This is a genomic window from Rhizobium sp. P32RR-XVIII (genome assembly GCF_012641395.1).
In the GTDB taxonomy this organism is placed as follows: Bacteria; Pseudomonadota; Alphaproteobacteria; order Rhizobiales; family Rhizobiaceae; genus Rhizobium.
In genome coordinates, this window is record NZ_JABAIH010000003.1 from 548,715 (window position 1) to 575,370 (window position 26,656).

At 59.8% G+C, this 26,656-nt stretch carries 22 protein-coding genes; 10 read left to right on the forward strand and 12 right to left on the reverse strand.

Features of this window, described 5'->3' with window-relative positions:
- Positions 1–5 precede the first annotated feature (5 nt).
- Entirely contained in the window at positions 6–929 is a 924-nt protein-coding gene (locus HGP14_RS12230) for an alpha/beta fold hydrolase (protein WP_168830092.1), read from the forward strand.
- A 59-nt stretch (positions 930–988) separates the two neighbouring features.
- On the opposite strand, the gene HGP14_RS12235 is transcribed toward HGP14_RS12230, so the two are convergent.
- The 8 genes from HGP14_RS12235 to HGP14_RS12270 form a co-directional block, all read right to left on the reverse strand.
- Positions 989–2,059, reverse strand: a complete 1,071-nt coding sequence (locus tag HGP14_RS12235; protein WP_168830093.1) for an isocitrate/isopropylmalate dehydrogenase family protein — start codon at positions 2,057–2,059, stop codon at positions 989–991.
- 13 nt (positions 2,060–2,072) lie between these two features.
- On the reverse strand, positions 2,073–3,173 hold the full coding sequence (locus HGP14_RS12240) for an AbrB family transcriptional regulator (protein WP_168830094.1): 1,101 nt from the start codon (positions 3,171–3,173) through the stop codon (positions 2,073–2,075).
- 16 nt (positions 3,174–3,189) lie between these two features.
- Entirely contained in the window at positions 3,190–4,605 is a 1,416-nt protein-coding gene (locus HGP14_RS12245) for an MmgE/PrpD family protein (RefSeq protein WP_168830095.1), read from the reverse strand.
- Positions 4,606–4,776: 171 nt separating this feature from the next.
- Positions 4,777–5,463 (reverse strand): FCD domain-containing protein, encoded by a 687-nt coding sequence (locus HGP14_RS12250; protein WP_168830096.1) that lies wholly within the window; start codon positions 5,461–5,463, stop codon positions 4,777–4,779.
- A gap of 150 nt (positions 5,464–5,613) precedes the next feature.
- Complete coding sequence (locus HGP14_RS12255; RefSeq protein ID WP_168830097.1) at positions 5,614–7,332, reverse strand: ABC transporter permease; 1,719 nt, start codon at positions 7,330–7,332, stop codon at positions 5,614–5,616.
- Between the two features lie 6 nt (positions 7,333–7,338).
- Entirely contained in the window at positions 7,339–8,385 is a 1,047-nt protein-coding gene (locus HGP14_RS12260; RefSeq protein WP_168830098.1) for an ABC transporter substrate-binding protein, read from the reverse strand.
- A 19-nt stretch (positions 8,386–8,404) separates the two neighbouring features.
- Positions 8,405–9,469, reverse strand: coding sequence for an ABC transporter ATP-binding protein (locus HGP14_RS12265; RefSeq protein ID WP_168830099.1), 1,065 nt, complete (start codon positions 9,467–9,469; stop codon positions 8,405–8,407).
- Positions 9,470–9,640: 171 nt separating this feature from the next.
- A complete protein-coding gene (locus tag HGP14_RS12270) occupies positions 9,641–11,356 on the reverse strand; it encodes a Na/Pi cotransporter family protein (protein ID WP_168830100.1) in 1,716 nt (571 codons plus the stop codon).
- A gap of 576 nt (positions 11,357–11,932) precedes the next feature.
- Here HGP14_RS12270 and HGP14_RS12275 point away from each other — a divergent pair.
- From HGP14_RS12275 to HGP14_RS12300, 6 genes are all read left to right on the forward strand, one after another.
- Entirely contained in the window at positions 11,933–13,597 is a 1,665-nt protein-coding gene (locus HGP14_RS12275; RefSeq protein ID WP_246704431.1) for an alpha/beta-hydrolase family protein, read from the forward strand.
- Between the two features lie 321 nt (positions 13,598–13,918).
- Positions 13,919–14,176, forward strand: coding sequence for a YMGG-like glycine zipper-containing protein (locus tag HGP14_RS12280; RefSeq protein ID WP_168830101.1), 258 nt, complete (start codon positions 13,919–13,921; stop codon positions 14,174–14,176).
- Positions 14,177–14,483: 307 nt separating this feature from the next.
- Entirely contained in the window at positions 14,484–16,031 is a 1,548-nt protein-coding gene (locus HGP14_RS12285; RefSeq protein WP_168830102.1) for an AbgT family transporter, read from the forward strand.
- 54 nt (positions 16,032–16,085) lie between these two features.
- A complete protein-coding gene (locus HGP14_RS12290; protein ID WP_409527072.1) occupies positions 16,086–17,288 on the forward strand; it encodes a M20/M25/M40 family metallo-hydrolase in 1,203 nt (400 codons plus the stop codon).
- Positions 17,289–17,471: 183 nt separating this feature from the next.
- A complete protein-coding gene (locus HGP14_RS12295; protein ID WP_168830104.1) occupies positions 17,472–19,307 on the forward strand; it encodes an SLC13 family permease in 1,836 nt (611 codons plus the stop codon).
- A gap of 521 nt (positions 19,308–19,828) precedes the next feature.
- Positions 19,829–20,968 (forward strand): helix-turn-helix domain-containing protein, encoded by a 1,140-nt coding sequence (locus HGP14_RS12300; protein WP_168830105.1) that lies wholly within the window; start codon positions 19,829–19,831, stop codon positions 20,966–20,968.
- 91 nt (positions 20,969–21,059) lie between these two features.
- Here HGP14_RS12300 and cynR read toward each other — a convergent pair whose 3' ends face one another.
- Positions 21,060–21,953 (reverse strand): transcriptional regulator CynR, encoded by an 894-nt coding sequence (gene cynR, locus HGP14_RS12305; protein WP_168830106.1) that lies wholly within the window; start codon positions 21,951–21,953, stop codon positions 21,060–21,062.
- Positions 21,954–22,076: 123 nt separating this feature from the next.
- Here cynR and HGP14_RS12310 point away from each other — a divergent pair, with 123 nt between their 5' ends.
- Positions 22,077–22,475 carry a DUF302 domain-containing protein gene (locus HGP14_RS12310; protein ID WP_168830107.1) on the forward strand — a complete coding sequence of 133 codons (399 nt, stop codon included), beginning with the start codon at positions 22,077–22,079 and terminating at the stop codon, positions 22,473–22,475.
- A gap of 74 nt (positions 22,476–22,549) precedes the next feature.
- Positions 22,550–23,086, forward strand: a complete 537-nt coding sequence (locus tag HGP14_RS12315; protein WP_168830108.1) for a carboxymuconolactone decarboxylase family protein — start codon at positions 22,550–22,552, stop codon at positions 23,084–23,086.
- A gap of 226 nt (positions 23,087–23,312) precedes the next feature.
- Here HGP14_RS12315 and cynS read toward each other — a convergent pair whose 3' ends face one another.
- The 3 genes from cynS to HGP14_RS12330 form a co-directional block, all read right to left on the reverse strand.
- Positions 23,313–23,783, reverse strand: coding sequence for a cyanase (gene cynS / locus HGP14_RS12320; protein WP_168830109.1), 471 nt, complete (start codon positions 23,781–23,783; stop codon positions 23,313–23,315).
- A gap of 54 nt (positions 23,784–23,837) precedes the next feature.
- Entirely contained in the window at positions 23,838–24,503 is a 666-nt protein-coding gene (locus HGP14_RS12325; protein ID WP_168830110.1) for a carbonic anhydrase, read from the reverse strand.
- A gap of 163 nt (positions 24,504–24,666) precedes the next feature.
- Entirely contained in the window at positions 24,667–25,665 is a 999-nt protein-coding gene (locus HGP14_RS12330) for a YeiH family protein (protein WP_168830111.1), read from the reverse strand.
- Between the two features lie 102 nt (positions 25,666–25,767).
- Here HGP14_RS12330 and HGP14_RS12335 point away from each other — a divergent pair, with 102 nt between their 5' ends.
- Positions 25,768–26,655 (forward strand): LysR substrate-binding domain-containing protein, encoded by an 888-nt coding sequence (locus HGP14_RS12335; RefSeq protein ID WP_168830112.1) that lies wholly within the window; start codon positions 25,768–25,770, stop codon positions 26,653–26,655.
- Position 26,656 lies beyond the last annotated feature (1 nt).

The window sequence follows — 26,656 nt, forward strand, 5'->3', positions numbered from 1 at the left end:
CTGAAATGCCTTCGTTCTTCGAAGAGAAGGGCAAATTGATGCATGGGTTCCGATATGAGCGCGTGCGGACCGCCGGCGCCGAGATCAACGTGGCGATCGGCGGGGAGGGGCCACCGCTGCTTCTGCTCCACGGCAATCCGCTGACCCATGTGAGCTGGCACAAGATCGCGCCTGCGCTTGCCAGGAGCTTCACCGTCGTCGCACCCGACCTGCGCGGCTATGGCGACAGTTCGAAGCCTGACGGCAGCGAGGATCATTCCGGCTACTCGTTCCGGGCCATGGGTGAGGATAACGCAGCCGTCATGTCGCATTTCGGCTTCGAGCGGTTCCAAGTTGCCGGACATGATCGCGGCGCCCGGGTAGCCTTCCGCATGGCCCTCGATTTCGCCGAGCGGATCGACCGTTTGGTAGCCCTCGACATCGTCCCCACGCATCATGCGCTCACCAATGTGACGCTGGGTTGGGGGCTGGAAGCCTACCACTGGTTCTTCATGGCCCAGAAGGCGCCATTCCCGGAAAAACTGCTGACGGCCGACCTCAGCTATTACATCGACTACAAGCTCAACAAGAAAGGCGTCGGCCTCGAGATCTTCAGCCCAGAAGCGATGGCGGAATACAAGCGCTGCACGACGCCGGAACAGATCCATGCAGTGTGCGAGGATTATCGCGCCACCGTCAGCGTCGACCTGGCCATGGATACGGCCGACTACGGGAAGCGGACGATCGATTGCCCGGTGCTGGTTCTCTGGGGCTCCAACAGCCATTGCGGCCGCCATTTTGCGCCGCTCGACGCGTGGAAGCCCTGGGCACCTGATCTGCGAGGCTGGGCCGTGCCCACCGGGCACTATCCCGCCGAACAGCGGCCCGATCTCATCTACGATGCATTCTGGAAGTTCTTCAATGGACGGGATCCGCTGCCGGCCGGTTGATGAATGTCGCGTCTTCCGTCGGTAATGCCAGCCGATGGAAGACGCATCAGCAAGACGCGTCAGCCGAGGGCTGCAATGATCCCCTGCGTCATTCCGGCGGTGCCAGCGGTTCCCTTGATATCGCGTGTGCGGGTCGCGGGGTTTGAAAGCGCCGTCGCGATCGCCTTCTGCATGATCGATGCTGCCTCGACAGCTTGAGGGATCTTGCGGTTATGGCCCAGCCACTCGATCATCATGCGGGCTGACTCAATCATCGCAAAGGGATTGGCGATGCCCTTGCCGGCGATATCGGGCGCGGAGCCATGGGTCGCCTGGGCCATTGCCAGATTGCCGTCGCCGATGCAAAGGCCCGGCGCCATGCCGAGACCGCCGACGAGGCCGGCCGCTTCGTCCGTCAGGATATCGCCGAACATATTGGTGGTCACGATGACGTCGAAACTCTGCGGGTCGCGGATAAGACGCATTGCCATCGTATCGACGATGACCTCGTCGACGGTGACATCCGGGAATTCCTGCGCCACGCGGTGGCATTCTTCGACGAACATGCCGCAACCGAGTTTGAAGACGGTGTCCTTGTGAACCAGCGTCAGCCGCTTCCTGCGCTGCTGGGCAATCTCGAACGCTGCGCGCGCGACGCGCGATGACCCAAGCCGGGTAATGACCCGCACCGAGATCGTCACGTCCTCCGTCGGGCGGAATTCGCCCGAGCCGGCCACGACGTTGCGGTCCGGCTGGAAGCCCTCGTTGTTTTCGCGCACGATCACCAGGTCGATGCCTTCATGGATCGCACCGAGGCCCGGAAAGGATTTCGTTGGCCGGACATTGGCAAAGAGGTTGAAGCCCTTGCGCATGATCGGGTGCGGATTGATGGCACCCGGTACCTTAGGATAGGCCTGATGGCCGATCGGGCCGAGGATGAAGCCGTCCATCTTGGCGAGCGTCTCCATCGTACCCTCCGGAAAGGTCGAACCGATCGTATCGAGCGCCGTCCTGCCGATCGGCATCGGTCGCCAGTCGATTTTGAGGCCGGTCATGGCTGCGGCAGCCTGGGTGACCTCGACGGCGGCCGGCACGATTTCCAGGCCGATATCATCGCCGTTCAGAATCCCGATCACGAGATGGTGTGTCATAAGAGCAGTCCTTTCAGTTGCAGGAGGCGTCGATACGGCGCGAAAGAGCTTCGAATATCCGAAGGGTGAACAGGATCGTCGTCATGACGACGGCGATCCTGGTGATCTGGAAAGCGGTGACGGTGGCGCCATCGAGATGCATCGCTGCCGCTGTCAGCACCATTTCGGTGACACCGGCCGGGGCGACGGCGAGCAGGCTGGTCACGAAGGAGAGGCCGGTGGCGGCGGAAAGCACCCAGGCGATGCCGGTGGCGATCGCCAGTAGGAAGGTCGTGGTGACGAGTGCCGACATCGTCACCCTCGACAATTGCCCAAGCAACGAGCGCCGGAAACGGCATCCGAGCCAGATGCCGATGACGATCTGGGCGATGGTGAGAACGATCGACGGAATGGTGAAGGGGCCGAAACCGAACCCTGAAACGATGCCCGCGATGATCGCCGGCACAAGAAGCCAGGTGTTCGGCAGTTTCAACCGCCGCGCCAGAAATGCCGCAACGGCAGCGACAACAAAGAGGGCGATCAGCGGCGCGGCGTCGGCGTGGAACGGGATCGTCACCGGCTGAATGCCTCCATCCTCGCCGAACAGCGTCACAAGGAACGGAACGATCGTGACGATCGAGGTGACCCTGATAAGATGGACGACGGCGACAGTGTCGCTGTCGGCGTTCTTCTGGTGCGCGACGACCGCCATCTCGGCAAGACCGGCGGCGGCGGTCGCGAAGAACGCGGTTTTGCCGTCGATTCCGGCGAGCATGCGGATCATCAGAGCCGCGACCATGGTGGCGGCGATGATCAGAACAGTCGAAAGCAACATAAACGGCAACAGCGTTGCAGTGGCGACAAGTACAGCCGGCACGAAACGGAGCCCGATCGCCAGGCCCACGGCAACCTGGCCGAGTTCCCGTCCATAGGGAAGCGGCGCAATGGGAGCCCCCAAAATCGCCGCCATGCCACAAGCCAGCAGCGGACCAAGCAGATAGGGAAGAGGCATCGCGATGCCTTTGGCGACGAAAGCGCCCGCGATGCCGATCAGGATTGCCAGACCGATCCGTATAATGGTGCGGCCGAAGACATATGAGTCGCTGCCGCTGCCTGATAGTTCCGAATTCGGCATCGCGATGTCGATCGCGTCAAGCGACGGAGATCAGGCGGGCCGACAACTCGTCGAGGGACGGCAACGCCTCGAGCCTGCGGACCAGTTCGACGATCTCGTTTGCCTTGCTCTTGGCCATGCCGGCGAATTCTGCATTCTCGCGGAATTTGTCGGCCACTTCGTCGTAGCTCATCGGGAATGCCGGGCTGCCCTTGCCGAAATCGGCGCGACCGGAGATCTTGCGACCATCGTTGAGCTCGATATCGATCAGCGTCGTCATCAGGTGGTAGCCCGCTGCTTCCGCCTCGTCGTCGATGACGAAATCAACCTTCTCGATCATTGCGCGTACATCTTCGCGTTCGACGGCTGCGTCGGTGAATTCGTTGAGGCCGGCACGGCCTTCGAGCAGCAGGATCGCCATGCAGAATTCCATGGAGAATTTTGCCTGTAGTTCATCCTTGGGACGATGATGGATCAGCGCGTTGGGCATGTTGGAATTGGTGCCGACGCGGACGCGTTTCACCTCCTCGGCCCGGATGCCGTTCTCCTTGATCAACCGTAGCATTTCCGTCATGCCGGGATGCGTCAGCGAGCCCGATGGATGCGGCTTGATAGAAATGCCGGGATTGGCGAAAGTCCAGGGAGCCCCGAGCTTGCCCAAGATGGCATTCTGGTCATAGCCACCACCCGCAGCCGCGAAGAATCCGCGGGGCGCCTCGAGGATGCGCGGCGTGGCTGTCCAGCCGTAGGAGGCAAACTGCGCCGCGGCGACGCCGCTTTCCGATGAACGCCCGGCATGGAAAGGTTTCGTCATCGTCCCGAAGTTTTCGCGCAAGCCGGCGGACTGGCTACCGGCAATGGACAACGCCCGTAAGGTGGTGTCGACATCAAGGCCCATCAGCCGTGCGCTGGCGGCGGCCGCAGCGAACGTCCCGCAGGTAGCGGTCGCATGGAAGCCTGTCTGGTAGTGGCGCGGCGCGATCGCCTCGGCAACCTTGCACTCGACTTCAACGCCCAGATGATAGGCCAGCAAGAAATCCTTGCCCGAGGATTTGAGCACCTCTCCCATTGCGAATGCTGCCGGCAGCGCCGGAGCCGTCGGATGCGTCAGCAGGCCATAGACTCGGTCCTTGGCGACAGCGAGCTGCGTGTCGTCGTAATCATCGGCGTGGATCCCAACCCCGTTGGCAAATGCAGCAAAGCGAGGCGCGATCTTGCGGCCGCCGCCGATGACGGTCGCAGTGCCTCTCGCAAGGCCGAGATCGTCGAGATGGCGACGGACCAGTTCACCGCTTTTGGCAACGGAACCAGAAAGAGCCAGACCGAAGCCGTCAAGTATCGATTTCTTGCCGAGCGCCACGACCTCTGCCGAAAGCTCCTCGAACTTCGTACCAACCACGAATTCGGCAACATATTTCGTCAGTGCCACATCCGCCGCTTTGTTCTGGTCCATCCCAATTCCTCCTGTCGCATTTCTAGAAGAGTAGTTCTCCGGCGACAGTGCGTTGGCAATTGTCAATTGTCAACAGTTTTTCGTTTACAAAACTGGGCAAGGATATTCGATGCGCGAAGCGCGCAACGTGGCTGGGATTGAATTAAAAAACGCGGCCGGACGCGTGGCTCATCAAGGACCGGCTTGGCGGGTCCGGACGATCCCGTTGAGGATATGAGTGCGGGCGGCGATCAGGCTGCGAACAGGGTCGCGAGCCTCGAGCGCGTCGACGATCGCTCGATGTTCCTGGTTGGAGATCTGCAGCACGTCATGGCTCGAAAGCGCGCGGTAGCGCTGTATGTGCAGCTCGCGGACGAAACTCTGGTACATGAGTTCCAGGCGATTGTTTCCCGCCATGTGAGCGATCTGCTTATGGAATTCGAGGTTGACGGGATAATAGATATGCACATCGCCGAGCTCGACGATTTCATCCATGCGTTGCAACAGCGCCCGCAGAACGGCAATCTGCGCATCGGTAATCCGCTCGGCAAGCATCATCGCCATGCAGCCGAAGACGCCGGCGCGCGCTTCTGAAAGATCCTGGGCCTCGTCGTTGGTCAAGGCGCGAATAAAGAAGCCGCGGTTCGGGATGATCTCGATGAGACCCATCGCGGCCAGTGCGCTGCAGGCTTCGCGGATCGGCCCGCGGCTCACACCCAGGCGCTGCGACAGGCCGTTTTCATTCACGCGCTCGTTCGGCTTCAGTTCGCCATCGATGATCATCCGCTCGATTTCGGCCTGGACTACGTTCGCCAGCGAACGAGTGCGAAGGAAATCGATCGCGGATAGATTGGGCGGTAGGTTTGTTAAGTCCGACATGAGCAGGCCATCGTTAAGGGTCCATAGAGAAGGAGTAGGCGCTGCAGCCTGCCGGCCTGCTCCTACGACTTCCATTTATCAGCAATTCCCGTCGTTGGCGATCCTGCCGACAACCGGGACCTGCAGTCTTTAAAGGAACCCGCAAATCGTTCAACCCCGCGCATTCATCTGTGAACCGCCGAGAACAGGAACCCGGTTGGCGACAAAAACAACGGCAAATGATGCCGCAAGGAGAATAATGCCGAGAACACATATTGCCCCGAGATCGCCGCTCTCGTTCAGATCGTAGATGATCACTGAAACGAGCTTGGTGTTGGCCGTGGTCAGGAGAATTGTCGCGGAAAGCTCGCGGATCGTACCGACGAAGACGAAACACCATGCGGCCACGACGCTCGTGCGAAGCAGCGGCGCGGTGATGTCCCATAGCGTTCTCAGCCGCGAGGCGCCGACGATCCGCCCGGCCTCCTCCAATTCGGGATGAACGCCGGAGAAGGCGGACGACATTTGCTGGTAGCCTGCCGGAAGTTCGATCGTCATGAAGGCTATCAGCAGGATCCAGATCGTCCCGTAGAGCTGAAACGTCGGATTGGCATAGCTGAGGAAAAGCCCGACACCGAGCACGATCCCGGGAATTGCAACCGGCGCCGTGGCGAGAACGCCGAGAAAGCTGGAATTGGGCAACGAGCGGCGGATCACCAGATAGGAGACGATCAGCGCGATCGCCGTGACGGCGGTGGCCGTCAGGAAGCCGAGCAGGAAGGTATTCCAAAGCGCTAGCCGCGTCGCCGAAAATTCGAAGAGCACGAACCGCCAATGGCGCAATGTCAGTGTGCTGAAATTGATAGGATCGCCCACCGTCCCCGTGAACGCCGTCTTCAGGATCGCCAGGTAGGGCAGGATGATCGTCAGGCTGAGGATGCAGAAGACGAAGAGGGTGGCGACCCACGTCCAGGGTCCGAGCTTGGTGATCCGCGGCGTTCCGCTCTTGCCGCCAAGCACGGTATAACCCTTGCGCCCGAGAATCGCCTTCTGGGTCCGCAAAAGAAGGATGGTAATGATCAGCAGCGGCAGGGCGGCTGCAGCAGCCACCCCGAGGCGCGGCGGAAACTGAAAGAGGCTCCAGATCTTGGTCGTGATGACATGGAAGCCGGCCGGCAACGCCAGGATCGCCGGCGAACCGAACATCGTCAGTGCTTGGAGTATGGCGATCAGCGTTCCGGCCAGCATAGCCGGCAACACCAGCGGGATGGTCACCCTCCGCAGCGTCGTCATTGATTTTCCACCGAGGATCGAAGACGCATCTTCGAGATCCGACGGTACGCGGTCGAGGGCGTTGGCCACGAGCGTGAAGACGTATGGGAAGGTGAAGCAGGCAATCGCAAAAACGAGACCGCCGAAGGTGTAGATGTTGACGAGATAGGCCGAGGAATCGAGGCCGAAAATGCGTCGATAAACAATGTTGACGATGCCGCTATTCGGTGCGGCGAGGATTTCATACGCGATGGCGCCGAGGAACGGCGGCGTGACGAAGGATGCCGTCACCAGCATGCGGATAATGCGCCGTCCCGGCAGATCGGTTCTGGCAACCAGCCAGGCCATCGGCGTTGCGATCAGGCAGGCGAGGATGCCGACGGCAAGCGCCATGCCGAACGCCAACCCGTAGGACCGCAGCAGAGTCGGATCCGCAACCAGGGTGACGAAGTTGTCGAGGGTTGCAGAGCCGTCGGTATCGCTGCGGAAACTGTAATAGGCCAGCCAGAACAATGGCAACAGAACCAGGACGCTCAGGATGAGAGTCAGCAGTGCGAAGGTGGGCCACGAAAGGTCGATGCCGCGGCGCCGACCCTGAACCTGAGCGTTACTGGTCATGATGGCTTACGTCCCAAAATACTTTTCGTAGTTGGCTTTGATCGCCTGGATTTCAGGCTCGAGCTTGGCGGGGTCGGAATGCAGGATCTTGATTTTCGACAGCGGAGTGCGGTCAGCCTTTTCCTTGACGTCTGGATGGAACGACCGCAGGCCGCCGAAGTCGCTGTTGAGTTGCTGCGCTTCCAGCGAGAACAGGAACGCGTAGAAAAGCTTGGCTGCGTTCGGGTTGGGCGCCTGCTTCAAGACTGCTGCATTGCCGACGGCAAGCGGCGTGCCTTCCTCGGGATAGACGATCTTGATCGGCTTGCCTTCGTCGATCAGGCGGAAGATGTTGTATTCGTTGCCGTCAACCTCAAGCACACGTTCTCCCTGGGCAAGCTTCTTCGGAGGCTCGGTCGACGACTGTACCTGCATGATGTTCTGCGTGCCGAGCTTTTCGAAATAGTCCCAGCCGAGCAACTGACTGAGCACGAAGGTTGAAGTCATGATCGTGCCGCTATAGCCCGGATGTGCCTTCACCATCTTGTCCTTGAAGCGCGGGTCGAGAAGGTCTTTCCAGGACTTCGGGACTTCTTCTTCCTTGAGCAGGTCGCTTCGATAGGCCATGACCGACAGATGCGCACGGTAGGCGGCAAAATTGCCGTCCGGATCACGCTCATCCGCCGGCCATTTATCGGCCACTTCCTGCGGAACCATGGGCGCAAGCCAGCCCTGCCGCTTGAAATACTCGAAATGCACTGCATCCGACGTCTCGATGACATCGGCATTGTAGATCCCGGTCGAATATTCCTGGCCGATGCGCTGGAATACGCGCTCGGAGCCGGCGCGCTCCACCTGAACCGCTATGTCTGGATATTTGGTCTTGAACAGTTCGGCGAGCTTCTCGGCGACCGCCACGTCGGTTGCGGTGTAGAATACCACCTTGCCCTCGGCCTTGGCCGCGGCTTCGAGCTCCGGCGTCACGGCGTAAGGGGCAGGTGCCTCGGCGAAGGCGACGGACGACGCCATCAATGCCGAGGCGAAAAGCGCCCCTGCGAATGCTTTCTTCCACATTATCTACTTCCTCCCTTTTTTACGACGCGAGCGCCCGGCATTTCTCTGGTGGAAACGTCAGCCAAACCTCCTGGCCGACCGGGATCGCAACGTTGACCGGCGCGACGGTGCGCACCACTTCTCCACCAGCAATCGAAACGAGATAGTCTCGGTGCGAACCGAGATAGATTTGGCGCGTGACGGTACCGACCGTCACATTGGTCTCTCCGGCGGGCCGCACCGATGACAGTTCGATGTCGTGGTGGCGGATCGAAACGGCCGTTCTCCCCTCGTGCGCAGGACTGCCGCTGCCGCAGCGCAAGACCAGACCACCGTCGCAGCCAACGGTGTCGCCGTCACGGCGCGTCCCCGTCAGGATATTGGTTCCGCCGATGAAACGAGCGACGAACTCGGTTGCCGGCCGCTCATAGATGTCCTCCGGCGACCCCGCCTGTTCGATACGGCCGTCATTCATGACGACGATCATGTCAGCCGTCGTCATGGCTTCCGCCTGATCATGGGTCACATAGACGGTGGTGTAGCGGAACTCGTCGTGCAGCCGGCGGATCTCGAACCGCATCTCCTCGCGGAGATTGGCGTCGAGGTTCGATAGCGGCTCGTCGAGCAACAGGATCTCCGGCTTGATGACCAGAGCGCGCGCCAGCGACACGCGTTGCTGCTGGCCGCCGGACAGTTCTCCCGGGTAGCGGCTTTCCAGTGCAAGGAGCTGCGTTGCTGACAGAATTGTCCGCACGCTTTCGGCGATCTGTGCTTTCGACAGTCGGCGCAGGGTAAGGCCATACGCCACGTTCTCAAAGACCGTCATATGCGGCCATAGTGCGTAACTCTGGAAGATCATCGACATGTTCCGCCCCTCCGGCGGCACCGTCGACTTCGCGGACGAAACGGTCTTTCCCCCGACGTGAATCTCGCCCCCGGTGGCCGGAACGAAGCCGGCAACCAGCCTCAACGTCGTCGTCTTGCCGCAGCCCGACGGCCCCAGCAGGCAAACAAGCTTTCCCTTTTCGACGGACAGATCGACGCCTTTTACAGCCAAGAAGGAACCGTAGCTCTTGGTAAGGCCCTGCAATTTCAAGAACGCCATCACACCTCCCGAGTGTTCGCAGACATCGGACTCCGCGTATCTGAGAATTGGTTAGCGAAAATGTAGCGAAGAATTGAAAACTGTCAACAGATTACTGTTTGCTATTCTCTGCCATGGCGGCTGCCGGTAATCTGAAATTAAAGCCCCGGGGCTCGGCCTGAAGCTGCAGTCTCAGCTGGGCTCATCATCGTTGCCTTCGCTCACGGTGCTCTCGGGTTGGTGCCACGGGTTCAGATTGTGATGCGTACCGCGGCCGAGGAGATGCGCCGCCGAACGCCAGGCATGATATGTGATCCGATCGAGCCGCCGGGCGCCGTCGATCCGCGTGAACGCCTCCGCGGCGGTCAACTTTCCCGCGGCGACCGAGGCGAGGGTCACGGCGTGATGATCCCGCTGCAGCGCGTCGAGTTTCCTCGATGCGCCCTCTACCTCGGCAAGCGCCGCCTCCACCTCGGACGAAACGTTCCAGCCGATGGATGCGGCCTGCGGGCCGAGGGCGGCTTCCGATGTTATGGAGCCGGCAACGGCCTGTGCCGCGCGCATGGCCTGTCTGCACAGTTCGGCGGCCCGAAGGTCATGGGGGACTCCGGCCGGTTGTCCTGAGAGCCCACTTTCCGCCACGACTTCCACGAGGCGCGAGACGTGATCGAGCGCATGCAGCGTGCTCGTCATGCGGAACCGTTCGGCCTCCGTCTCGGGCGGCTCCTTCAATTCGGAAAGAAAGTCCCGCACCTCTTCGAGCGCGGCGGTGGCCGCAATGCTCTGCGCTGTGGGGCCGGCCCCCGCCGAAAGCGCCCCGGAAACCGAGGCAGCGGTTGTCGTGAGGACGTCCGCCACGACACGCCGGGCGGTCTCCACCGCGATCACCGGACTGGCGAGCGCGCTCGGATCGAGCGCGCTCTGAAGCGCCGTCTGCTTGGAGGGCAGGAGCCGCTCTACGATACGGGTGAACCACTGCGTCGCCGGAAGGAGCACCGCGACCCCCACGACGTTATAGGCCGTATGGTAGGCGGCAAGGAGCGTCATCCCGTCGACCGATGCCGCGAAAGCCCTCATCAGCTGCGCCGTCAGCGGAAAAGCGATAATCGCGATGAGCGCCGCTATGACCTTGAACAATACGTAGGCGAGGGCGAGGCGCTTCGCCGTGGCACTCGCGCCGATTGCCGCCAATGCGGAGCTGGTCGCTGTCCCGATGTTCTGGCCGATGATCAGGGCCGCGCCCTGCTCCAGGCTTATCGCCCCGGCGTAGAAAGCCGAAATGGTGACCGCGATGGCAGCCGTCGAGGACTGCATGACCGCGGTCATCGCCAAGCCTGCGACGATCAGGGTCATGAGGCCGACGGACCCTGAGATCCAGCCAACCCCCGGCGCGCCTAGCACCGCAGGCAGGTCAGACGGATGCAGGCTCTCCGCAAGGCCTCCCATGCCCTGCTGGAGCGTCGTCAGCCCGTAGAGCACCAGCGCGAAGCCTGCGACGGCGCCGCCCGCCGCCGCGATCCGTCCGCCCCCCAGCAACTTGGCCAGCGCGCCAATGAAGATCATCGGCAGCGCATAGGCCGAAAGCGAGACGCGCACGCCGATCAACGCCACCAGCCAGCCCGTTCCCGTCGTACCGACATTGGCGCCGAACACGAGGCCGAGCCCCTGCGGAAAGGTCAGAAGCCCGGCACTGACGAGGCCGATCGTCGTCATCGTCACCGCGCTCGACGACTGCACGAGCAGCGTGACGATAGCGCCCCAGAAGGCACCCGAAAGTGGCGTCGACGCCGCCTTGCCGAGGACGGTGCGCAGCGCGGATCCCGCCAATGCCTTCAGGTCGTCGGTCATGACGGTCATGCCGAGCAGGAACAGCCCGACGCCGCCGAGAATGGCAATTGCTGTCGCCATGCACGCCTCGTCCCGCCTAGATTTCGGCCCTTGAGATCGTCGGAATCAAGCAACCGCCGACCTCATGCCGATAGCCTTACCCCCTGCGCCGACTCTCCCAACGTCCAAATAGGAGAAAATCCCGAGATGAAAATCAGGTGCTTGTAGCAGTTTAGATAAATACCGCAGTTCAACAACTCCGGTATTTTATGGCAATCGGTAACGACAAGATGCAGCAGTAGCTTACTGCATTTCGAGAAGGACATTCCATTCCTTGCAAAGTCTAGCTTTAAAAGCGAGCGGCGACCACCAAGCAGGTTGAGGACGTTGTCCGCTATTCTCTTCAATCCTCGTTGAGATTGCACAGGCATAATGTCGGCCCCTTCGGATCAACATAGATGCCTCTTTTGAAAAGCGCCTGAGCAGCCGGAAGTGCAATCATGGGTTCCGTGATGAACATCTAAAGCAACATAAAACTTGATCTCGATGGAAACGTTGTCATGCTAGCCGGAAGCCGCTCGATATAGGCCAGAGCGCGGCGGGGCAGGCCGTTTTCGCGGTCGCGGGCCAGCGACGCTCCAGCGAGGAGAGTGCCGATTGAAACGATACCTTCTGGCACTCACCCGATCGTTTTCGACGACAGGCTTGATTGTAGGCACGCTCTTCTTCTGCCTATCGCTGACGCCGAGCCTGATGCCACGGTCTCCTCTTATCCAGGGCGCTCTTTCGGGAAGCTGCGCAGCCTTCGGCTACGCCATCGGCGTGTTCCTCGTTTGGCTTTGGGCCTATCTCGAGATCCTTCCGTCGCGGGTTGGCTTCGGGCGAACGTGGCAGGTAGTCGCCGCAGTTTTCTGCATCGGGATTGCAACGCTCTTCCTCTGGCAGGCGTCTTCCTGGCAGAACTCGGTCCGGGACCTCATGGGGCTCGACCCCGTCACCTCGGCCGATCCGGTCAAGCTGATCGCCGTAGCTCTCGCGGTCTTCTGTGCGCTCGTGGTCGTCGGCCGTCTGTTCAAGTACACGTTCCTTTTCTCTTACAAGTGGCTGCAGCGCTTCGTCCCAAGGCGGATTGCCATCGCAGTCGGCACATTCCTGGCCATCATCCTTTTTTGGTCCGTGGCTGAAGGCGTGCTGTTCAGGGCCGGCCTTCGGATGGCAGACACCTCGTTCCGCGAGCTCGACGCCTTGATCGACGACGACATGCCGATGCCGACCGATCCGGCAAAGACGGGCAGTGCGGCGTCGCTCATCGATTGGAGGCAGCTTGGGCGACAGGGCCGGCATTTCATCTCCTCCGGCCCGACCGGTGACGAGATCGGTGGATTCCTGAACACGAAGGCGACCGAGCCGATCCGAGTTTATGTTGGTTTGAACTCCGCCGAAACAGCGGAAGAGCGAGCCAAGCTGGCGCTGGCGGAGCTGAAGAGGGATGGTGCTTTCGACCGCTCCATTCTGATCGTAATCGTTCCGACGGGAACCGGCTGGGTCGATCCGGCTGCCATCGATACCGTCGAATATCTCAATCGCGGCGACGTCGCGAGCGTCGCACTGCAATATTCCTACCTCGCAAGCTGGTTGTCGCTGATGGTCGAGCCAGGCTACGGCGCGGATGCGGCCCACGCCTTGTTCAGGGAAGTCTATGGCTACTGGACAACGCTCCCGCACGACCACCGCCCAAGGCTCTATCTGCACGGCCTCAGTCTCGGAGCCATGAATTCACAACTCTCGGCCAATCTTTACGACGTCATTGCCGATCCGTTCCAGGGCGCGTTGTGGAGCGGGCCGCCCTTTCCGAGCGGGACATGGGCATTCGTGACGGCAAATCGAAACCCCGGTTCGCCTGCTTGGCTGCCGCGGTTTCGTGACGGTTCGATTATCCGATTCACCAATCAGGAAAACGCGTTGAACATTCCCGGCGCGGCCTGGGGGCCGATCAGAATTGTTTTCCTGCAATACGCCAGCGATGCAGTGACATTCTTCGATGTCCGTTCGTTCTATCGAATGCCGGATTGGCTGAAATCCCCACGGGGACCCGACGTGTCGCCGAGCTTGCGCTGGTTCCCGGTCGTCACGATGCTGCAGCTCGCCTTCGACGCGATGATCGCGACAACCTCGCCGATGGGATACGGCCACGTCTACGCGCCGGAACATTACATCGATGCGTGGCTGGCGGTGACAGACCCGACAGGCTGGCAACCTGCCGAAATCAACCGCCTGAAGTCAGTCTTCGCGCAGCGGTTCCGGGAGACAGGCCAGAACTGAATGCGCTCCTCGATTGTGCGCATCCGGAATGCTGCCGGGAAGCCTGAGCAAACGTGGACTCTTTCACAAACGAAAGGGCAAAACCGCACGCTGATCGCTGTACACCCGAAGCGGCGTAGTCCAGCCCCGGCGAACAGTTTACGAATCAGGCCCTTGAAGATTTCCTTGCTGCAGTTGCGCTTCGAAATTTTGAACCCAGAGCTTGGTTTCGGGATTCTATGCTGATCACAGGCAGTCTTCAGCGACATTATATTTAGACGATGCTGTACATGGGCTTTTCTGCGACGTTCAGATCTGTTGAGCGTCACATAGGGGGGAGCGATGAAGGAGTTGATGCTGTGCTTTCTGGCGGCTTTCGCGCTTGCGAGTTGCACGCCGACTCAACAGGGCGCCGGCATCGGTGCTGCAACTGGCGCAGTCGTTGGCGGCGCTGTCGCGAACAATGTCCGAGGTGCGGCCGTTGGCGCGGCGATCGGCGGCGCGTCCGGGGCTGTCATCGGTAATGTCGCCGGTCGGCCCGGGCAATGCCGGTTCCGAGATCGTAACGGTCGTCAGTATGTCGCGCCCTGCCCACGCTGAACCGGCGCGTCGCGCAATCACGAGTGATGTGTTCCGCGGCCAGCGGCCTAAACCAGTGGTCGTTCACATGGGTTGTGCGACGCGGATATTTTCTTCACGACTCCTGTCGTCCGCTCCTCTGAGAAGTGATTGGTGTTGAATGATAGCCTCCGGGCCGGGGGCATCCTGGGTGGCCGGAGAAAACATTAGGCTGCGCACTGAGGGTTATGCCAATTCGGGGTTCAACCACCGTCAGGAACGCGCACCCAAGCGAACTTCAATTCCGGCGTCCTCCCGGGGCGCACCCTTTGGCACTACGGAGGAAGACATGGCCACTGCCAATGTCGCACCAAAGACCGCGATGCAGAGATTTCTCGACGGCGTCGAGAAGGTGGGAAACATGGTTCCCCATCCTGTGGTCATCTTCCTGATTCTCATCGGCATTGTCATCGTCCTGTCGGCCGTGCTTGGCGCTTTTGGAGCGGCGGTCAGCTTCGAGCGGATCAATCCGGACACGCATGAGATCGAGCGGGCGTCGACGGCGATAAACAGCTTGCTGAGCGTGGAGGGCCTCCGCTTTCTGTATTCATCGCTCGTTCCCAATTTCATGAGTTTCACAGCGGTGGGCTTGATGATCGCCGCCATGATCGGCGCAGGCGTCGCTGAGGAATCCGGCCTGGTTACGGCACTGATCCACAAGCTCGTCGTTGTCTCGCCGCGCTGGGCGCTGACCTATATCCTGGCGTTTGTCGGTATTCTCGCAAGTATAGCGGCTGACGCAGGTTATCTGGTGCTGATACCCCTTGCCGGCGTCGCCTATCTGGCCGTCGGGCGGCATCCGCTTGCCGGTCTGGCACTCGGCTTCGCTGCCGTGGCGGGCGCCTTCACGGTCAACATGCTGATCAAACCGCTCGATGCCGTCCTCGTCGAATTCACAAATGACGCGGCCCATCTCGTCGACCCCGCGCGGTCGATCGGCTTGGCGTCCAACGTCTGGTTTTCCATCGCGTCGGTGCTGTTCCTGACGGTCTTGATCGCTCTCATTACCGACCGGATGATCGCGCCGCGGCTGGGAGAGTATAATCCTCAAACGGCGGAAGGCGGTGTTCAGAGTCAGGGCGCGACGCTCTCCGATCGGGAATCTCGCGGATTGCGGTTCGCCCTCTACGGACTCATCGGTCTTCTGGTGGTCTTCCTCCTTTTGACCATCCCAAGCGGCGCACCGCTTCGTAATCCTGATACCGGCGAGCTGATCGGCAATTCGCCCTTCATGAACGGCCTGATCGCGCTCATCATGCTGGTCTTCCTGGTGACGGGATGGACCTACGGCATTGGTGCCGGCACAATGAGAACCCTTGCTGAAGTGATCGCTGCGATCGAAAAGTCGATCAAGAACATGGGCGGCACCATCTTCCTGTTCTTCGTTCTCAGCCAGTTCGTCGCCTATTTCACCTACACCAATATCGGCACAGTCATGGCACTCAGCCTTTCGGGCATGCTGCAGGCCGCTAATGTCGGCGCGCTGCCGCTGCTGATCGGCTTCATCGTCGTGGTTGCGATCATCGACCTGCTGCTGACCGGGGCGATTGCGAAATGGGCGATCTTCGCTCCCGTCTTCGTGCCGCTGCTGATGAAACTCGGCGTGGAGCCGGAAGCCGTCTTGGCCGCATATCGCGTCGGCGACTCGCCGATGAATGCGATCACCCCGCTCAACGCATACTTCGCGCTCGTCGTCGGTTTCGCCCAGAAATACGACAAGTCCGCGGGTGTCGGCACGATCGTTTCTCTGATGCTTCCCTATGTCGTGCTGATCTTCGTGCTGTGGACCGGTCTCTTTGCGGTCTGGAAGGCCCTCGGTCTGCCGTGGGGCCTGTGACGGTCGATGCTGCAAGCCTGAACGAATAATCACTCGTATGATCGGATGGACATCATGAGCACCAACTCTATTCCTCTCGACGTCGCCGCGGCGGAAGAACATCTGATGCGGTTCCTCTCGGTGGAGGGCGTCACCGGACAGGAAAAGAACATCGGCCTTGCCGTATCCGACGCTCTGAAGAAAATCGGCGTGCCGGAGTCTGCCATTCGGTTTGACGACGTCAACAAACGCATTCCGCTACCGACCGAAACGGGCAATCTGATCGTGGATATTGCGGGAACGCGACCCGGACCCCGGTTGCTCTTTTCGACGCATCTCGACACCGTGCCGCTTTGTGCTGGCGCCAAGCCGCGGCGCGAGGGCGACCGGATCGTCTCGGATGGTACGACCGCGCTTGGCGGCGATGCCCGCACCGGCGTCGCCCTTCTTGTGGTTGTCGCCGAGACCCTCATCAAGCACAAGCTGCCACATCCGCCGATCACCCTGCTGTTCACGGTGCGCGAAGAGAGCGGGCTGCATGGCTCACGGGAACTCAATCCCGCCGAACTCAACGGTGCGGTGATGTGCATCAATGTCGATGGCCAAATGGCTTCGGACCTGATCGTTGGCGCGGTCGGGCAGGAGAATTGGGAAGCCGAAATCACGGGAAGGGCGTCGCATGCGGGCGTTGCACCGGAGAAGGGCATCTCGGCCACGCTGGTCGGTGCAATGGCGCTGGCCGAGGCGAAGCATAGCGGCTGGTTCGGCAAGGTGGTCAAACCGGACGGCCGGGGCACGAGCAATATCGGCATCTTCGGCGGCAAGGACAACAAGCCTGCCGGCGACGCCACCAACGTCGTGACGGATTACGCTTTCCTCAAGGGGGAGGCGCGCAGCCCCGAAGCGGCTTTCGCGACGAAAATCGCCAATGGCTACAAGGAAGCCTTCGCCAAGGCCCGGAGCGAGGTGAAGGACGATCGGGGCGACATGGCCGAGGTGAAATTCAGCCACAAGGCGTCCTATCCGCCGTTCGAACTGGGCAAGGACACGCCGGTCGTGAAGCGCGCCGCCAGGGCGCTGGGGATTCTCGGCATCGAGCCTGTCTACATCTTCTCCAATGGTGGCCTGGACGCCAATTGGCTCGACAAACACGGCGTGCCCACCATCACCATCGGTTCCGGTCAGGCCGAAATTCATACCATCAAGGAATATGTGAATCTCAAGGAGTACGAGAAGGGCTGCCGCTTGGGCATCCTTATGGCGACTATGGACGACTAGCTGCCTCGCGGGGCCGCTTGTCTTCTGGCCCCTGCGATCCATTTGCGACCTGGGCGCCTCAGGCGCGCAGTCGGGTGAGCGATCGCGGCGAGTTCACCGGAAGCGTGGGGTAAGGCGACGTTGCGTGGTCAGCGCGGCTGTGTGGTTGGACGGTCCGAGTGGACCAAATGAGGAGCGGAGCGGTTGAGTCCCATAGCATACACAGCCTCCATCATCGCCGCTGCCGTCGTTCTGTTCGTCTGGAACAAGCTGCCGGTCGTCTTTGTGGCAATGCTGACTGCGTTGGCGCTATGGGCGAGTGGCGTCCTCACGCTTGGCCAGGCGCTCGGTGGCTTCGGTGATCCCGCAGTCATCTTTATCGCGTCGCTCTTTGTCGTCAGCGCGGGGCTCGAGATCACCGGCGTGACTGCCTGGGCCGGACAACTGCTCATCCGCGGCGCGGGCGAAGAAAGCCGTACGCGCCTTCTCTTCCTGACGATGGCGCTCGTCTCCCTTCTCACTGCGCTCATCAGCGTCAACGGCGCTGTCGCGGCGCTTCTGCCCGTCGTGGTCGTCATCGCCGTTCGCCTCCGGCGCAACTCGTCGCAGCTGCTCATGCCGCTGGTCTTTTCCGCACATGCAGGTTCGATGCTGGCGCTGACGGGAACGCCGGTGAACGTGCTGGTATCGGAGGCAGGCATCGACGCGGGCGTCGGTGGTTTCGGCTTCTTCGAATTTGCACTTGCCGGTGTTCCACTTCTGGCGGGCACTATGGCCATCATCATTCTGTTTGGAAAGCGGCTGCTTCCCGAGCGTAATGGCGCGACCATGCCTGCCGATTTTAGCCGCCACGCCAAGACACTTGTCGAGCAATACGGCCTTTCGAGTGGCATCTACCAGATGCGCGTGCGCGCAAGCTCGCCCTTAGTGGGTCTGTCGTCATCCGGGGTAGATCTCTCCGCACATCCAGGGTTACAGCTTGTCGCCATTCAGGAGGGCGAGACGGCCGGCCCGCTGCGCAGGCCACTCATTGCCGAGGGAGATCATCTTCTGGTTCTTGGTGATGCGGAATCCGCTGCCGCGTTTGCGGCGGAGATGCACCTCGCATTCCGCAACGACAAGGCGGCCGGGCAGGGCGAGGAAACGCTGTTCAATCGCAGCTCAGGGCTTGCCGAAGTCGTCATCCCACCGCGCTCGGGCCTCATTGGCGAGACGGTTTTTCCCGGTATGGTCACCGAAAGCGGCGATCTGATCATTTTGGCGGTACAGCGCGCTGGGGCCGGAATTGAACCCAGCGGCGCAACCAAAGATGCTGGCGGAATCGTCTTGCAGGCAGGCGATACGATGCTGTTGCAGGGAACATGGAAAGCGCTCGACGTTCACCTCAACGATCCGGACGTCCTGGTCGTCAATTCGCCGGAGCTGGTCCGCCGCCAGGCGGTTCCGATGGGGCCGGGCGCGCGCCAGGCGGTTATTATCCTGCTTGCGATGGTTCTGCTTCTCGCCACGGGCATTGTGCCGCCAGCGGTGGCCGGCCTACTCGCCGCCGGTGCGATCATCCTGTCAGGCATCATGAGCGTCGAGCAAGCCTATCGCGCCGTCGGCTGGACGACCGTGATCCTCGTTGGCGCGATGATGCCGCTTTCCACCGCCATGGTGGAAACAGGGGCTGCAAAGCTGATGGCGGAGCACCTTGTGAACTTCGTCGGTGATGCCGGCCCTGTCGCATTGCTCGCCGGATTGTTCGTCCTGACGGCGGTCATGGGGCAACTGATCAGTAACACTGCAACTGCCCTGATCGTCATCCCCATCGGCGTGGCGGCAGCGACGGCCATGGGCATTTCCCCGCGTCCGGTGCTCATGAGCACCGCAGTGGCAGCGGCAGCGGCGTTCCTCACTCCGATAGCAACGCCGACCAACCTGATGGTGATGGGACCGGGCGGCTATGCCTTCAACGATTATTGGAAGCTCGGATTGCCGCTGCTGATCTGGTTCTTTGTCGTCGCCGTGTTCATCGTGCCGTTGATCTGGCGCTTCTGAGGGTGCGGCCGTTCGTATCAGCAGGCCGGTAGACCGGTCGTCGCCGCCCACTTGCCGCGTCGCCGCCACGGCCTGCTGGTGGCCTGGACAGCACTGATGGTGGCCGCGGCGCTGACATTGACCGGGATCCCCGTACTCACTTTGCCCTATGCCGCACAATCGATCTTCGCGCCGAAGCCGATCGTGAAACAGGGACCTGCGGGCGCGCGAGTGATCGATTTTGGCGCGACTGTCAGTATCCAGGTTTCCGGTAGGGCGATGCTAATAAGCGTGCCTGCATCTGACAGTTGAGAAGAGCGGTCGAAAAGGTTAAATTGCGGGTAGGAGGCAAAGCGACTGCCGGAGAGGGCACGTCGTAACATACTGAGCCGACTGCTGAGGGGTCCCCGGTGGAATAATATCTGCCCCGGGCAAAAGAAAGGTCGCTTCAGACACCTGCGGAAAACAAATCGCTTACTCAACGACCCCAGCACAGAAGCCGGCCGATCGTGTGCTGCCATCGGCCTACTGGAGGTGATGCGATGACAACCGAAGATGTCCTGACGCATGCCACGTTGCGTGAGAGGCAACTCGACGATGTGAGGCTCGAAACCTCGGCTTACGAAGCAGCGGGCGCGATGCCGGTCATGGGGAGGGCATCGTATTTGCCATCCTTTGAATTTTCGACCGAGGGGCTGGCGCGATCGGACCAGTTTGCCGCGTGGCGCAATAGCTTCGCTGCCATGCTTGAACTAACCGAGATCGAACCAACGACAACCGACTTCGGGGGCCGACAGAAGCTTTGGGATCTCGGCAGCCTTGTCCTTGCCCAAATCGGTACTGACAGCCTCGAATTTTCCAGCCTGCCGGGGCATGTTCGGCGGGATCCGGTCGATCACTGGACAATGACTGTTTTGCTGTCCGGACAGATCCGGACTGATGCCGCAAGAAGTGCGTTTGCCGCGGGTCCCGGTGAGGTTCAGATCCATTCCCTTGGTGGCTGCTTTACCGGCGTTGTCGACAGGAGCGAGATGCTCATCCTCTTTGTGCCGCGGGACCTCTCCCTGGAAACCGCGGCCACGCTGGGCTCGGCGGAATTTTCCACGTTGAGCACCGGCATGGGACGATTGTTCTCCGACTACCTTGTTGATGTGGCGAACCGTTTGCCGATGCTCACCCAGGCCGATCTGCCTGGCCTCGCGGCAGCCACACGCGCGATGATCCTTGCGTGCGTGTCGCCATCCGCCGACCATATCGAAGCGGCCGAGGGTCCGATCGCCAATGTGCTTCTCGAAAGGGCGCGGCAGCTGGTGCGGAACCGGTTGCTCGATCCGAAACTTGGGTCTGAGTTGGTGCGACGGGAGCTCGGTATCTCGCGCACGCGGCTTTACAACCTCTTCGAGCCCTTTGGCGGAGTGATGCACTATATTCAGCACCGCCGGCTGCTCAGTGCCTATGCAGCGCTCGCGGATCCAAAGGATCGGCGCCTGATATTCCAGATCGCAGAAGAATGCGGTTTCAGTGACGGCGCGGAGTTTAGCCGCGCGTTCAAGCGAGCGTTTGGCGACAGCCCGAGCGAGGTGAGGAACCGCGGCGGAGGCGGTATCCCAATTCGGCTGGGCCTTGAGGATTGCCCGTCAGAAGAGCGGCTGGGCGTGCTTTTGCGCCGCTTGCAGGGGTAGCATGAAAGAGACGCCAACAACGTGACAACGTCGCAAAGCAGCAGCCGCGGCGCCTTTCCCTTCAAGCCAGCTTGAAGCTATCGGGCTCGGCCTATTTTGTTGATGGCAACGCCCAATCCGTTGAGTTGAACATCTGTTCGAATGCAATGCTTGCAAAAGAATGGTATCCGTCGGCGCGTTTCAGCAGACAGATGGGTCTTGTTGCGATCGCTGGTGATAGGGGTATCGATCGTGTCCCAGCAATCCGGTTCCCAGCAAATGCCGGCAAGATCGTCGCATATACACCGTAGCTTACCAGCGACATCAGCGCTTCCAGGGAATTTGATTCAACGGATATCTTCGCCTGCAATCGATTGGCGCGGAAATGTTTGTCGATGAACAAGCGGGTTGCGAAGGATCGATCAAACAGCGCGAGCTTCAATGTCGAGAGCACCTCCGAATTGATCGATAGAAGATCGGCACAGGGATGGTCAGGGCTTACAACACAGTTGAGATGTTCTTCGCCAACGGAGGTGCCGGAAATTTCGGCACTCTCCGGATGGCTGGGAGCGATCCCTAGATCGAAACGGTCGTGCATCAATCCCGCCTCAATATCCATTTGCGCCAGCACGTCTACTGTCATTGTGATATTGGGATAGGTGCTCAGGAAGAGGTGGGTCAGAGGCCCTATCAGGTAGGTGGCGAACGTCGGTGTAAAAGCCAGTCGCAAGTCGCCTCTGTCCAAATTTCTGACATCGTGAACAGCGCGCTTGCCGGCATCGAACTCTCGCAGAGCCCGAGCGGCGTGACCGATATAGGCCTTGCCAATGTCCGTCGCGACAACTGTTTTGCCGGATCTGTCAAGAAGTTTCACGCCGAGGCGTTCTTCGAGATGGCGAATCTGTTGCGACAGCGCGGGCTGTGAAACGTGCAGCTTTTCGGCCGCCCGCGTGAAGCTACCTTGTTCGACCACCGAGATTAAATATCGTGCGAGGCGTTCTTCCATAACGTGTACTTATAGGGCCCATAAGAAGGCGATATTCGACATTATAATCGTGGCGGTGCAAGGTTTTCTAGTCCGAAAAAGGCATCGATATGAAAGACTTAATTGTCGGCTTGGGGTACGCCCATGATTGAACGTCCTGCGGGCATAGTGGAAATGGCTAGCGCCTATGATTTCACGACCACACTGGATCGTCTGAGCGATGCGTTCGAGAAAGCCAGCTTGAAGATATTCGCGCGCATCGATCACAGCGGCGCCGCGACACAAGCGGGCCTGAGCATGCCACGGACCATTGTTCTCATCTATGGCAGCCCGCAATCAGGGACGCCGCTGATGTTGATAACACCGACGTTAGCTTTGGATCTACCGCTGCGCGTACTGGTACGAGAAGACAGCAGCGGAAGGACCATGGTCGCTTATCATCCTGCGGCCGCAATCACAAATGCGACGGTCCTCACCAATGACCAACTGGCACGCTTTTCTAAAGCGGAGACGTTGATCGCCAAAACGGTGAGTGGCGAATAACCGCAAGTCTTCTCCTGTCAACAAACAGGCTGACGCAAATCCTCCCCACTGATGTAGCATAAAAGGAAATTATCATGGCTCGTCTCCATACTATAGCGCTGTCCGAAGCCACTGGCAGGGCAGCCGAATTGTTCAGCGCCGTAAAAAGTGCGGTTGGCAAGGTGCCGAATTCATACATTGGAATTGGCGGCAATAGCCCGGTTGCCCTGGAAGCGGTCTTGAATCTGGAAGCTTCGCTCAAAAAGAGCAGCTTGAGCCCTGTCGATATCGAAGTCATCAAACTGGTCGTCAGCCAGACCACCGGCTGCGACTATTGCCTGGCCGCCCACACGCTGCTGGGAAAAAAGTTCGGCTTGAGCCGCGAAGCGATTTTGGCGCTGCGCCAGGCACAGCCGTCGGGCGATGTGCGAAATGACGCATTGGCGAAGTTTGTCCTATACCTGCTCAAGACCAGCGGCACAGTTCCGGCTGATGTTGTGGCGGCAGTCAAGGAGGCCGGCGTTACGGATCCGCAGCTCGTCGACGCCACGATGGCGGTAGCAAGCATTGCTTTCACCAATCTATTCAACCGCATCAATGATACTACGCTTGATTTCCCCGCTGCAGATTAATGCAAAGGGCATTGCCTTGGGCATATCTAGCGACCGCATCCAATACTGAAATCCGATGCGGTCGCGGAATTGGTCATCGAGGAAGACGTATAGCGTCGGTTGCTGAAAACTCTTCTCACAGGGCTGCTCGTCGAAATGGCGGAGGAAATGCAAGACGACGGCGTGCTGATCGCAATCGCCCTCGACTGTCGCAATACCCAGCGACAGTCGAGGGCGAGTTCAATCATCAGTATGGCTTGGTGGGGAGATACTTGCCGTTTAGCGTAATAACGGCGCGGTGCCCGCCGTCGGGATCGTCGATCTTCTCGACGCTCAGCTTGAAGTTGATCGCGCTGATGATGCCGTCGCCAAGCTTTTCGTGAACCAGGGCTTTCAGGGTCGTGCCATAGACTTGGATCATTTCGTAGAACCGATAGATCGTCGGATCGGTAGGCACGGCGCCACCGAGACTGCCGCGAACGGGAATGGTCTGCAGGTTCAGGATATCGTCGGCATCGAAGTCGAGCTGTTTCCCCACCTTTTCGGCGATGTCTGCCGGGAGGGGGTGCTGTCCCAAAAGCGCTGCTGTGACAAAAGCTTCCGAGAGACCTGTTCCCTCGGCCAGCTGAGCCCAGGAGAGGTTTTTCTTTGTTTTGTTGGCGACAGCCTTGTCGGCAAGGTCCCCGCGAACGGTCTGGTTGTGTTGGGATTGCAGCATTTCAGTTTTCCTTTCTAACTGGAGATCAAATCACACCCGATTGCCGATGCCCGCTCAATGAGACGAGCTGAGCGGCGCACCGCTCGGGTAGGCGTTTGCCTCGGGATTGTCCGCAAGTGGAACGAATATCCCTGTGGCTCCATCAAGCGCGTCTATCTGACCGCTCTCGATGTCATAGACCCATCCGTGCAGCCGCAGTTCGCCTTTGCTCATGGCGACGGCAACGGAGGGATGCGTGCGAAGATTGGCGAGTTGAACGATGACGTTGTCGTGGGCCAAGGCGTCGATCTTATCGTGTTCGCAATGATAGTGCCGGCAACCGTTTACCGCCTTTGCGGCATCGGCATATTTCAGCCAATTGCTGACTGCCGGAAGGCCGCCAAGATCATGGTCGCAGGCGATCGCCGTCATGGCACCGCAATTGGAGTGCCCGCAGACCACAATGTCCTGCACGCCAAGTACGGAAACGGCGTATTCGACGGACGCACTGACGCCACCGGGTTCAGCCCCGAATGACGGAACTATGTTGCCGGCATTGCGAATGACGAACATCCCACCGGGCTCCTGTTGCGTCACCAGTTCCGGGATGATGCGGCTGTCCGAGCATGCGATAAACAATGTGCCCGGGGATTGTGTATGCGAAAGCTCCCGGAAGAGTTCGGTGCGTTCCTTGAACGCCGTTTCCCGAAACTTCAGGAAGCCCGCAACGAGATCGGTCATGTTGGTCTCCTTTGTTCTTGACAAGGAGACCCTGAGCCAGCACCTGCATAATGTCTAATATCAGTTAATTACAAACTGGATAAGCGCTGATTATAGCGACAGTCGCTGGTGGCCTTGTAACGAAGCAGGCGCATGGCGGTATTTGGGACGCGCACCATCGCAGCTATGACAGAAGTGCCAAAACACTGGCGCTAATCCCAGCAAGCGCCAACAGCGAGAGCGATGCTGCGGCTATTACCTGTCCGCCAGCGTGAGCAACGGTGCGGACGTCAACGCTGAGGCCAAGTGCGGCCATTGAGATGATCGTCAGGGTAGTCGACACGTGGCTCATCGGGGCGATCGCTTCATCAGGAACTAGGCCGAATGAGCGCAGGGTCATCATCGCCAGAAACCCGAGAATAAACCACGGTACGATCGCAGTTGACGATGCCCTACCGCTACGGCGCCCGGTACCCGCCCCAATCAGCAGAATGACCGGTCCGAGCATCAGTACGCGGATCAATTTCACCAGAGTGCCAACTTGCACGCTCAACATTCCGGCCGGCACAGTTGCAGCCAGGACCTGGGGAACGGCATAAACCGTAAGTCCGGCAAAAATCCCGTAGGAGTGTTGGTTCATGCCGAAATAGATATCGACCAGTGGCAGCGCCAGGACGGCAAAAATGCCAAGTACCGCTGTGAAGGCGATGGAGGCAGCCACGTCATCCGCATCCGCGTCAATGACGGGCGCCACTGCTGCTATAGCGGAATTGCCGCAGATGGAGTTTCCGCAAGCGACCAAGATGGCGAGCTTGTGCGTCAAACCGAGGCTGCGCCCGATCCCGTAGCTTACAAGCAGGGCGATCACCACCACCGCCGCGATTGCTGCAAACAGCATTGCACCAGCATTTCCGATTGCTTCGAAGCTGATAGATGCTCCGAGCAATACGATCGCTATCTCTAGCACTATCTTGCTGGCAAAATGAATGCCGCTCTGGAATCCCAGAGGCAGACGAAAAACGGTGCGTATGCCTGTTCCAATCAAAATAGCTAAAACCAATCCTTCGATCCAGGCAGCACCAAACCACGCGGCTTCTGCACGTTCGAGCAGAAGCGCTACCCCGGCAACAAGAGTTGCCAAAAGAAGACCGGGCAACAAACTGACGATAACTCTGTGCAACATAGGAATAATCTCCGTCTGATGCACACTAGATGTCATCGTCGATCATCGACTTCCATCGAATAATACGGCATGTTTCATTCGATAAAACTGGATGCTTAGCCCATGACTTTCGAGCAACTTTCGATCTTCGTTGCGGTGGCGCAACGTGAACACCTCACCAAGGCCGCTGCCGCCATCGGTCTGACGCCATCGGCCGTCAGCGCCGCGATTAAAGCCCTGGAATCATTCTACAATGTGGAGCTTTTTCATCGTGTCGGACGCCGGATCGAATTGACCCAGGCAGGGAGGAATTTCCTAGGAGAGGCAGAGGCAGTACTCGCACGCGCAAGGTCTGCCGCGCTCGTCCTAAGTGAATTGGGTGGCCTGCGGCGTGGCACGCTCAATATCTATGCGAGCCAGACCATATCGAGCTACTGGCTGCCACCACGTCTGATGCGGTTTCATGAAACCTATCCTGGCATCGAAATATGCCTAACCGTTGGCAATACCAGAACGGTTTCACAGGCAGTGATAGACGGTCTTGCCGACCTTGGGTTTGTTGAGGGCGAAATCGACGAACCGGTGCTCGCGTCGCATCGCGTCGCGGTGGATGCAATGGTCGTCGTGGTGCCTCCGGGACATCCACTCGCGGACACAAAGGGCATTACTGCCGACGATCTTTTGACAAAAGCCCGGTGGGTCATGCGTGAGCCGGGATCTGGCACAAGATCCACTTTTGAAACCACATTGACCGCAAGCGGCTGCGATCCTTCCCGGCTTGACATCGCCATGGTCCTGCCGTCCAACGAGGCGGTGCTTTCTGCCGTCGCGGAAAGTATGTGCGCGGCGGCGGTATCGAGTATCATCGTGCGGCAACGCGTCCAGCAGCGGGAGTTGATGACCGTTGATTTCAAATTACCTGATCGCGCTTTCCTGTCACTCCGACACAAGGAGCGGCACCAGAGCGACGCGGTTAGGAAGCTGCTCGAGATTTGCATGTCCGGCAATTGAA

Excerpts from the sequence above, each read along its gene's own strand:
- HGP14_RS12230 (WP_168830092.1), top strand. The coding sequence starts at position 6 with ATGCCTTCGTTCTTCGAAGAGAAGGGCAAATTGATGCATGGGTTCCGA.
- HGP14_RS12235 (WP_168830093.1), bottom strand. The coding sequence starts at position 2,059 with ATGACACACCATCTCGTGATCGGGATTCTGAACGGCGATGATATCGGC.
- HGP14_RS12240 (WP_168830094.1), bottom strand. The coding sequence starts at position 3,173 with ATGCCGAATTCGGAACTATCAGGCAGCGGCAGCGACTCATATGTCTTC.
- HGP14_RS12245 (WP_168830095.1), bottom strand. The coding sequence starts at position 4,605 with ATGGACCAGAACAAAGCGGCGGATGTGGCACTGACGAAATATGTTGCC.
- HGP14_RS12250 (WP_168830096.1), bottom strand. The coding sequence starts at position 5,463 with ATGTCGGACTTAACAAACCTACCGCCCAATCTATCCGCGATCGATTTC.
- HGP14_RS12255 (WP_168830097.1), bottom strand. The coding sequence starts at position 7,332 with ATGACCAGTAACGCTCAGGTTCAGGGTCGGCGCCGCGGCATCGACCTT.
- HGP14_RS12260 (WP_168830098.1), bottom strand. The coding sequence starts at position 8,385 with ATGTGGAAGAAAGCATTCGCAGGGGCGCTTTTCGCCTCGGCATTGATG.
- HGP14_RS12265 (WP_168830099.1), bottom strand. The coding sequence starts at position 9,469 with ATGGCGTTCTTGAAATTGCAGGGCCTTACCAAGAGCTACGGTTCCTTC.
- HGP14_RS12270 (WP_168830100.1), bottom strand. The coding sequence starts at position 11,356 with ATGGCGACAGCAATTGCCATTCTCGGCGGCGTCGGGCTGTTCCTGCTC.
- HGP14_RS12280 (WP_168830101.1), top strand. The coding sequence starts at position 13,919 with ATGAAGGAGTTGATGCTGTGCTTTCTGGCGGCTTTCGCGCTTGCGAGT.
- HGP14_RS12285 (WP_168830102.1), top strand. The coding sequence starts at position 14,484 with ATGGCCACTGCCAATGTCGCACCAAAGACCGCGATGCAGAGATTTCTC.
- HGP14_RS12290 (WP_409527072.1), top strand. The coding sequence starts at position 16,086 with ATGAGCACCAACTCTATTCCTCTCGACGTCGCCGCGGCGGAAGAACAT.
- HGP14_RS12300 (WP_168830105.1), top strand. The coding sequence starts at position 19,829 with ATGACAACCGAAGATGTCCTGACGCATGCCACGTTGCGTGAGAGGCAA.
- cynR (WP_168830106.1), bottom strand. The coding sequence starts at position 21,953 with ATGGAAGAACGCCTCGCACGATATTTAATCTCGGTGGTCGAACAAGGT.
- HGP14_RS12310 (WP_168830107.1), top strand. The coding sequence starts at position 22,077 with ATGATTGAACGTCCTGCGGGCATAGTGGAAATGGCTAGCGCCTATGAT.
- HGP14_RS12315 (WP_168830108.1), top strand. The coding sequence starts at position 22,550 with ATGGCTCGTCTCCATACTATAGCGCTGTCCGAAGCCACTGGCAGGGCA.
- cynS (WP_168830109.1), bottom strand. The coding sequence starts at position 23,783 with ATGCTGCAATCCCAACACAACCAGACCGTTCGCGGGGACCTTGCCGAC.
- HGP14_RS12325 (WP_168830110.1), bottom strand. The coding sequence starts at position 24,503 with ATGACCGATCTCGTTGCGGGCTTCCTGAAGTTTCGGGAAACGGCGTTC.
- HGP14_RS12330 (WP_168830111.1), bottom strand. The coding sequence starts at position 25,665 with ATGTTGCACAGAGTTATCGTCAGTTTGTTGCCCGGTCTTCTTTTGGCA.
- HGP14_RS12335 (WP_168830112.1), top strand. The coding sequence starts at position 25,768 with ATGACTTTCGAGCAACTTTCGATCTTCGTTGCGGTGGCGCAACGTGAA.